Source organism: Nocardia sp. NPDC049707, from assembly GCF_040674855.1.
In the GTDB taxonomy this organism is placed as follows: domain Bacteria; phylum Actinomycetota; class Actinomycetes; order Mycobacteriales; family Mycobacteriaceae; genus Nocardia.
The window spans coordinates 1-1,561 of the sequence record NZ_JBFANN010000121.1; the positions used below are offsets into that span (position 1 = coordinate 1).

2 protein-coding genes are annotated in these 1,561 nt (G+C 63.2%); both read right to left on the reverse strand.

Annotated features, from left to right (window positions below; genetic code table 11):
• Positions 1 to 28 precede the first annotated feature (28 nt).
• Positions 29 to 1,042, reverse strand: coding sequence for a DDE-type integrase/transposase/recombinase (locus AB0J29_RS37180; protein ID WP_364796061.1), 1,014 nt, complete (start codon positions 1,040 to 1,042; stop codon positions 29 to 31).
• Positions 1,039 to 1,476 (reverse strand): transposase, encoded by a 438-nt coding sequence (locus AB0J29_RS37185; RefSeq protein ID WP_364796063.1) that lies wholly within the window; start codon positions 1,474 to 1,476, stop codon positions 1,039 to 1,041. The genes AB0J29_RS37180 and AB0J29_RS37185 overlap by 4 nt, the downstream gene beginning before the upstream one ends.
• Positions 1,477 to 1,561: the final 85 nt, after the last annotated feature.

Here is a 1,561-nt window from a genome sequence, read left to right on the forward strand (position 1 = left end):
CGGAGTCTGTCAATCCCGATGAGACAGGTCAGGCTGCCTGTTCTGTGTCGGTGTTCTCCTTTGCAGGTCGGTTGATCCACGCCGCTTCGGGCAACGCCGGCGGGCTGGGTTTGCGGCGGAACCGGCCCGGGGTCGCGGCGTAAGCCGCGGCGAGGGTCTGGGCGCGGCGCGCCCGGATCGTGGTAGCGGTGCCGTCGTGGACAGAGGCCGGGGTGTGCAACCCGATCCCGCCGTGGCGGTGCTCGGTGTTGTAGTAGTGAAAGAACCTGTCGCAGAACCACTTCGCCTCCGCGATGGAAGCGAACCGATCCGGGAACGCCGGACAATACTTGAGGGTCTTGAACCCGGCCTCGGAGTACGGGTTGTCGTTGCTCACATGCGGCCGCGACAGGCTGCGGGTGATGTTGAGATCGACCAGCAGTTGCGCGACGTTCTTACTGGTCATCGAGGGGCCGTTGTCGGAATGGACATGTGTCGGGATGACACCGTTGTTCGCGGCAAACGCCTCCCGCATGAACACCCGCGCAGCCGAACCGGACTCGGGAACGAGTTTATGGTGAATCACCTTGCGGGAGAAGATATCCAGCATCACCATCAAGTCGAAATAGACGCCCTTATGGGGGCCTTTCAACTTGGTGATATCCCAGCTGAACACCTGGTTCGGCCCAGTCGCGACCAACTCCGGACGAGCCCGGGCAGGGTGAGTGGCTTGGCGGCGGCGTTCACGAACCTCCCCGGCACCGCGCAAGATTCGATACATCGTGGAGATCGAACACAGATACCTGCCCTCATCCAGCAACACCGCCCACACGTGAGCAGGGGATTTATCGACGAAACGGTCCTCGCGCAACACCTCGAGAACCTGTGCGCGTTCGGCGGCGCTCAGCGCCGCCGGATGCCGCGCCGGCCGCCGAACCGGCCCCTGCAGCGGTGGTTTCGGGTGGGCTCGACGATGTCGGGTGGCACGGGATCTCCCGGCCAACCGGCAGGCCGCCACGACACCGATCAGAGGTTGAAGATCGGTCACCGCGGCATCGATCATCGAGTCTGCTTGTCCTCGGGCCCCGAGTTCTTGGACAGCAGCTCCAAAAACTCGGCAAGTTTTCCCAAAACCTCGTTCGCTTGACGCGACTTCGCCAGTTCCGCGGTCAGCCGAGCGTTCTCGGCCTCCAACTTCTCCGCCCTTCGCTCCGCCTCGGACTTAGCCGGTTTGGGGCCGGACCCCTTGGCCGCCAACGCATTCAACGCCCCTGCATCACGCTGCCGGGTCCAATCGATCACATGAGAGTGATACAAGCCCTCGCGGCGCAGCAACGCGCCCTTCGCGCCGGACTCGGTCAACTGCTCATACTCGGCCACGATCGCCGCCTTGTATTCAGCGGTGAAACTCCGCCGTTTCGGGCGATCGGCCCGAGACCCCTTCTTCTTGCCCGACACCACACCATCATCCCCGGTGCCCAGGTCGGCAACGCTCAACGTCACGCTCGACAACTTCCGATCTCGCCCACATCGTCAGAGAACCACTTGATCACCATGTCTCGGACGAGAGTGACAGATAGGG